The following is a 5,346-nucleotide window of genomic DNA, read 5'->3' as shown; positions in this document are numbered from 1 at the left end:
TTATCATTTTTATTCACCGCAATAACCATGTTTTTAAAAAGAGCAAACGACCATTTATTCTCTTCATTTGCTTGATAAGTCACACCACTTTGGCTTATGTCCTTCCAACCCTTGGTTTGACTATCATAACTGTAAAGCTTTTGCTTGCCTCCTACGATTATCTTAACACCATTGCCACTTCTAAACGCTATGCACCCCAAAGGCTTTTCTTCCAAAGCATGAGACACAACCATTGCACTAGGCATCGGAATGTAACAGCCATCAGCCGGTAAAACATTCACAAGGCTATCCGTAAAGCTACCGTTGACGACCGAAACATCTGGTCTGTAATCGGCTACTGGAAAATAAACCATCTTAAAAATCCGTTGGTATTATTCTGGTCACGTTATGACGTTGAGACGTCTCTGCACGCAATTCATGCAACTGTTCGTTAAAGTCATTGTAAGCTGCCGTTGCACAATCGGGGTCTTTCAAGATATTCTTGTAAAGTTCGTATTTTGCACGCGCCTTAATCAAATCAAACGCGTGCACAAACCATGGGTGCTCCTCATCGACACTATCTATCTCTGATAAACGCAATGGAGAGAGAATTAGTTGAATCTGATAGGCTCTATCCGGCGTGGGATAAAGATGTAATTTCCTATCAAAATAACTGTAACAAACCGGCGTTCCTTGCTGCTCTGATGATAACAAAGGCTCTAAAGAAACATGGTCATTACATTCCAAGGCAAACTTATGATGTTGATCAGAACTTAAATAAACGTTTTTGATTTTAACAGCTGTTTCAATAGGGCGGGTAGTGCTTGCATCATAAACACCTTGTCCCGCCCGTGTCTCAAACACCACATCACGGCTTTCGTTAAAGTAAAAGGTCTCTCGTTCACAAAAACGAATAGCTGCAAAAATGCTTTCTTGGATTTGTTGAACATACTCATCGGCTATGTCATCAATCTCATCTTGAATAACCGACACTAAGTGCGAAAGTGTTCTCTTATGACGATAAACATCTCGCTTTACAGGTATCGGTCCTCCGGTTTTAACCCGAATATAATGACGTGTCATCAAAATACCTCTCAGTGATTAGTCACGAATTCAACGACTATACTTGCTTGCCCAGCTTGTACTGTTTTGTCCGCTTTGGCATAGAGAGTAAGTTCTTCATCATAAGGGATAAACTCCTTCTGATTGGTAGGCTTAACCTCTTTTACTGCCTGTTGTTTGATTTCTGCTTCACCAAACTCATTGCCGCCAGCAGTGCTGCCTATTTTTACCTTCGTGTCCGAAAATGCTGTCTTGACATACACTTTAATCGAAGTGATCAAAGCACCACGAGGTAGCGTGCCTATTCTCATAGCGTTTTCTTTATCTTCATAGCTAAAATTAAGCCGCAAAAAGCTTACCTGCTGGGTATGAAGATTTCTCCCTTGCAAGGGCTGTGGTAAATAATCTGCCATGTCTTATCCCCTCAATGATTTGTTACGAATTGCACAACCACAATACATTCACCAGCCGCAGTTGTTTTATCCCGTGTTGCATAAAGGGTCATCTCCTTATCATCTGCAACAAAAGACTTTTGATCTGTTGGCGTAAAATCTTGCGTGCCTTGGGCTTTGATGTCTTTTTCACTGAACTCATTGCCGCCATAGGTGCTGCCTATCTTTAATTTTGCTTCAGAAAACGCGGTCTTGACAAAAGCCTTCATCGAAGTGATCAAAGCGCCACGAGGCAAAATTCCGATTTTTTCCGTAAGATGCTTATCTTTATGCGAGATATTCAAACGTAAGAAACTCACCTGTTGGGTGTGAAGATTTCTTCCCTGTAATGGAGGTGGTAATTGATCTGCCATGTCTTGTTTCCTCCCTATGATTAATTATCAGGTTCACCACTGTAGGTGGGGATAACAATCGTTCCAAAATCTTGCGCTGCTTGAGAGCTATTTGGAAATTTGAAACGGGTTTTCTTCATGCCAATCAGTGTTTTCGCAGACAAACCATAGTAACGTTGATAGTCGAAATGCTCTTCCACCAATTTATAGCGATTGACATTGCGATTATTTCCAAAAGCCATAACGATACTTTGTGCTCCAAGAAAAACAGCACGACGCACACTTTTTTTCGCTGTATGATCGGTAGATTTTACCCCATGGGTGACATGTTCAGATTCACGTAAAATCACACCATTATACATGCCTAAAGAACCATCAAAGATTGGGTTTTTCGCACGAGAGCCTGTGTAAGCAGCTTTCTGAATATCAAGCCACTGACCAGTCTCTGTATTGGTACGCAATTGCATCACTTGTGTTGGATGCAAATAGAGAACATAAACACTCTCCCCATTCACACGTACTGGTCGAATTTTGGGATTAGCAAGTTTCGCCATTTTTACAGCTTCGTCAATAAGCTTCAAACTAAAGCTGTGTTTTGGCGCTTCACTTAGCTCTTCATCCTTGGTTTTACCATCTGGACGGATAATTCGCTTACTACTTGGTGCAAGAGGTTCATTAAATCCATAATGCACATTCTCGATATCTATCATCCGATCTTCAAAAGAGATTGTCCTTGCTGTATATCCGCAAGCTTGAATGAAAAACATCAAGCTTAAGCGATCTGCATACCAATCAACTAAGCCATCTTTTGCTTCGTCACGCAAATCAAACGTTGTACGTTGTTGCGCTATACTACCTTCATTTTCTACACGAACTGCATGCGAAAGCTCGTCAATATATAGTCTGTCATGAAGGAATTGTAATGCCTCTTCATTCCCCTCAAGCGTCTGTCCTGAGGTAACACCCCGTCCCAAAAGCTGTGTACGTAAGCTAAATGTAACACAATCCCCTCTGCCCTTCTGTGTTTCAGTTTTAAGTTGAATAATGCTGTTTGAACCCCTGCCTATAAGAGGGGCAATAGGTATCGCCTTTGAAACTTCTGTATTTAATAATTTTGACCACGTGCTTATCGCATGAGGATCATCTGCTCTAACTGTTGTTAATGCCATTGATTTTACCTTTCTTTGCTGTAAAAAAAACCGGCTTAAAAGCCGGACCATAACCCTGCATAAAACAGGCTAATTTCTATAAAAATGCACTCTTAATACCCGTTACCAGCACCATGCAATTGCCGAAAAATTGCTTTATTTTTCGGATTTGATATCCAAGCGTCAAATTCTTCTTCTGACATCCTATCAATGCTTGCTAAAGTGATTGGTCCAACACTGCCCCCTCCTCCAGATGCTGTTAAGGTTCTCGCAGAATTCTGCCGGCTTTGAAGCGCAGCAACTTGATTATTCGCTTGAACCCCTTGGTTCTGATAGCCAAGATTTTGCGCTATTCTATAAATCTCTTCTGCCGGATTGAGATCTCTTTGTGCACAAGTCGCTACAATCGTACGCAATTCATTCCTTATGATCTCAGAAATTGTGTTTGGATCTGCATACTCAGGATAAAGTGACGACCAAGAACTCAATTCCTTCGCACGCTTCTCATAAAGAAAATTTGCCGCATCACCAAAATCACTGGATTTATTTTGAAACGACTTAACAGAATTGTTGAAAAACTGACCAAGACGTATATCATGCTGCTGCTGTTCCTCAGCTTGTCTTAGCGCTTCTTTCTGTTCCCTAATATACGCATCCTGCTCTCGAATCTTTTTTCCCATCCAACTCATATAGCCAATAATGTCTTGTGTAGGGTCTGGGGGTGCATTTTCACCTTCAACCATTGGCGTCTGGGATTGGGGTTCATAAAGCTTGACAAGCGCTTCACGAGCTTGTTTAGCTTGTTGCTCCATACGCTGCTGTTCTATGCTAGGAACAATCTCTGAAGGCTTTTCAACGGACTGCACAACCGGCTCTGGAGAGGTGACATCATCATTATCAATCGTTTCACCATCATAAGTGCCGGCATCAAAAGAGCTCTCATCATCAAAGACCGGTGCTCCAACTCTGTAATCTTCATTCATAGCTTCATTCATTTCTGCATTCATTCTTTCACCTTTCTCAACTATGCATACCTCTGTGTAATGCTATTCGCTCTCGCATAATCTGATTATGTGCCTGATCATTGAGAAGCTTCTGCCGTTCAATCTCATAGCGTTGCTTCATCAGTTCTGCGTCTGTTTTTGCTCTCTCTTGATGCACAAAAAGATCAATCTGCTTTTGTTGCAAATCCATCTGATGCATCTGTGCTTTCGTCTCTAAGTCTTGTTGCTTTTCCTGCAACTTCATTTCCTGCTCGGGGTCCATCTGCTGTTGTTGTGCCATTTGTTGCTGTTGGAACTTCTCACTGACACGATTGAGTAATGACGCCGGCAATGGAGAATAACGAAGTAGATCAAGCATAATATCCGGCGTAATCGCATTTTGAAGCAATGGGAGCAGCTGTGTGATAATACCGAAGGTGCGCTCTTTCTCATTCGGGCTGGTTGGCGCATCATCAACAACAATGTCATACTCGACACTCGTTACTTCTTCACGCGTCAATGGAATATATTGCGCATTCTCCTCACCAGATATCCGTACCAAACGACCATCAGACAAGTAATTCTGGATAAGGTGCAAAATAATCTTACCTTGCCGCTTGCGGTACAAACGTAAACCATCAAACAGACAAGCAAGCAGATTTAAACTGGATTGGCGTCGTTGTGCCTCCAAAATACCCGCTTGTGTCACTTCTCTTGTGCCAATGAATTCGGGCGATAAACCCGTCACCTGATTAATTGCTTCCTTAGCTTCATTAAACAGTTGGAAAAAGCCTTGTGGAAACTGTGCTACAGGCTTTGGTTGTATTTTACCACCTGCCAATGCGTTAGGTTTAACCCATGTAATACTGTCTGATCGGCTTAAACTTTTTGCTGCTTCTCTCTCATCCTTAAATGCACCACTCTCTGCCATTATCCCGCCTTTGGATTGGCTATTAAGGATATACATAACTTGACTAAAGTACTTATTCGCCCACCGTTGTGGGTCTTTTGTAGGACGCACAACCCCATAAAATTGCCGTTCTATCTTGTCAAAATACCCCGTTATACACTCCCAACCCAATTGACCCGCTGGAACCATGGGTTGATCGGGGCATAGCAAAACCTTCCTGCCTAAAAAAGCGCGCTTAACAACCTTTTTATTAAAAGCCGCCCCTTGAATATTAGACATCATGCACTGTAGCTGCTTAAATTCTTCCTCGCTATAATCACGAAGTTCTCCAGTGCTTAAATCGGGCGCTTTGTAATATCGCTCGCTTTCAAACCAACGGCATTCAACAAGCGTGACCATCCGACGACCGTTTTCAACATCAATGCCCTTCTCATCATTATAAGCTTCAAGATCATTATGATGAATGCCCTCATAAGCAAC

At 42.1% G+C, this 5,346-nt stretch carries 6 protein-coding genes and 1 pseudogene; all 7 read right to left on the bottom strand.

Annotated elements, in window-relative coordinates:
- Positions 1-353: pseudogene (locus tag ACFILA_RS09035) on the bottom strand (hypothetical protein); the annotation flags it as partial.
- 1 nt (position 354) lies between these two features.
- Positions 355-1,062 carry a hypothetical protein gene (locus ACFILA_RS09030; RefSeq protein ID WP_375643640.1) on the bottom strand — a complete coding sequence of 236 codons (708 nt, stop codon included), beginning with the start codon at positions 1,060-1,062 and terminating at the stop codon, positions 355-357.
- Between the two features lie 11 nt (positions 1,063-1,073).
- Positions 1,074-1,454: a hypothetical protein gene (locus ACFILA_RS09025; protein WP_375658328.1), complete on the bottom strand. Its 381-nt coding sequence runs from the start codon at positions 1,452-1,454 to the stop codon at positions 1,074-1,076.
- Positions 1,455-1,465: 11 nt separating this feature from the next.
- A complete protein-coding gene (locus tag ACFILA_RS09020; protein WP_375637953.1) occupies positions 1,466-1,846 on the bottom strand; it encodes a hypothetical protein in 381 nt (126 codons plus the stop codon).
- A gap of 20 nt (positions 1,847-1,866) precedes the next feature.
- Entirely contained in the window at positions 1,867-2,994 is a 1,128-nt protein-coding gene (locus ACFILA_RS09015; RefSeq protein ID WP_375637952.1) for a N4-gp56 family major capsid protein, read from the bottom strand.
- Positions 2,995-3,086: 92 nt separating this feature from the next.
- Positions 3,087-3,980 carry a hypothetical protein gene (locus tag ACFILA_RS09010; protein ID WP_375661064.1) on the bottom strand — a complete coding sequence of 298 codons (894 nt, stop codon included), beginning with the start codon at positions 3,978-3,980 and terminating at the stop codon, positions 3,087-3,089.
- Positions 3,981-3,993: 13 nt separating this feature from the next.
- The coding region (locus ACFILA_RS09005) for a phage portal protein (protein WP_375661063.1) at positions 3,994-5,346 on the bottom strand (1,353 nt) is incomplete at its 5' end.

Source organism: Bartonella sp. CL71SXKL, assembly GCF_042194935.1.
Classification (GTDB): domain Bacteria; phylum Pseudomonadota; class Alphaproteobacteria; order Rhizobiales; family Rhizobiaceae; genus Bartonella.
This window is presented reverse-complemented; position numbering and strand designations above follow the sequence as displayed.

Coding starts and splice junctions, on each gene's coding strand:
- ACFILA_RS09030 (WP_375643640.1), bottom strand. CDS start 1,062: ATGACACGTCATTATATTCGGGTTAAAACCGGAGGACCGATACCTGTA.
- ACFILA_RS09025 (WP_375658328.1), bottom strand. CDS start 1,454: ATGGCAGATTATTTACCACAGCCCTTGCAAGGGAGAAATCTTCATACC.
- ACFILA_RS09020 (WP_375637953.1), bottom strand. CDS start 1,846: ATGGCAGATCAATTACCACCTCCATTACAGGGAAGAAATCTTCACACC.
- ACFILA_RS09015 (WP_375637952.1), bottom strand. CDS start 2,994: ATGGCATTAACAACAGTTAGAGCAGATGATCCTCATGCGATAAGCACG.
- ACFILA_RS09010 (WP_375661064.1), bottom strand. CDS start 3,980: ATGAATGCAGAAATGAATGAAGCTATGAATGAAGATTACAGAGTTGGA.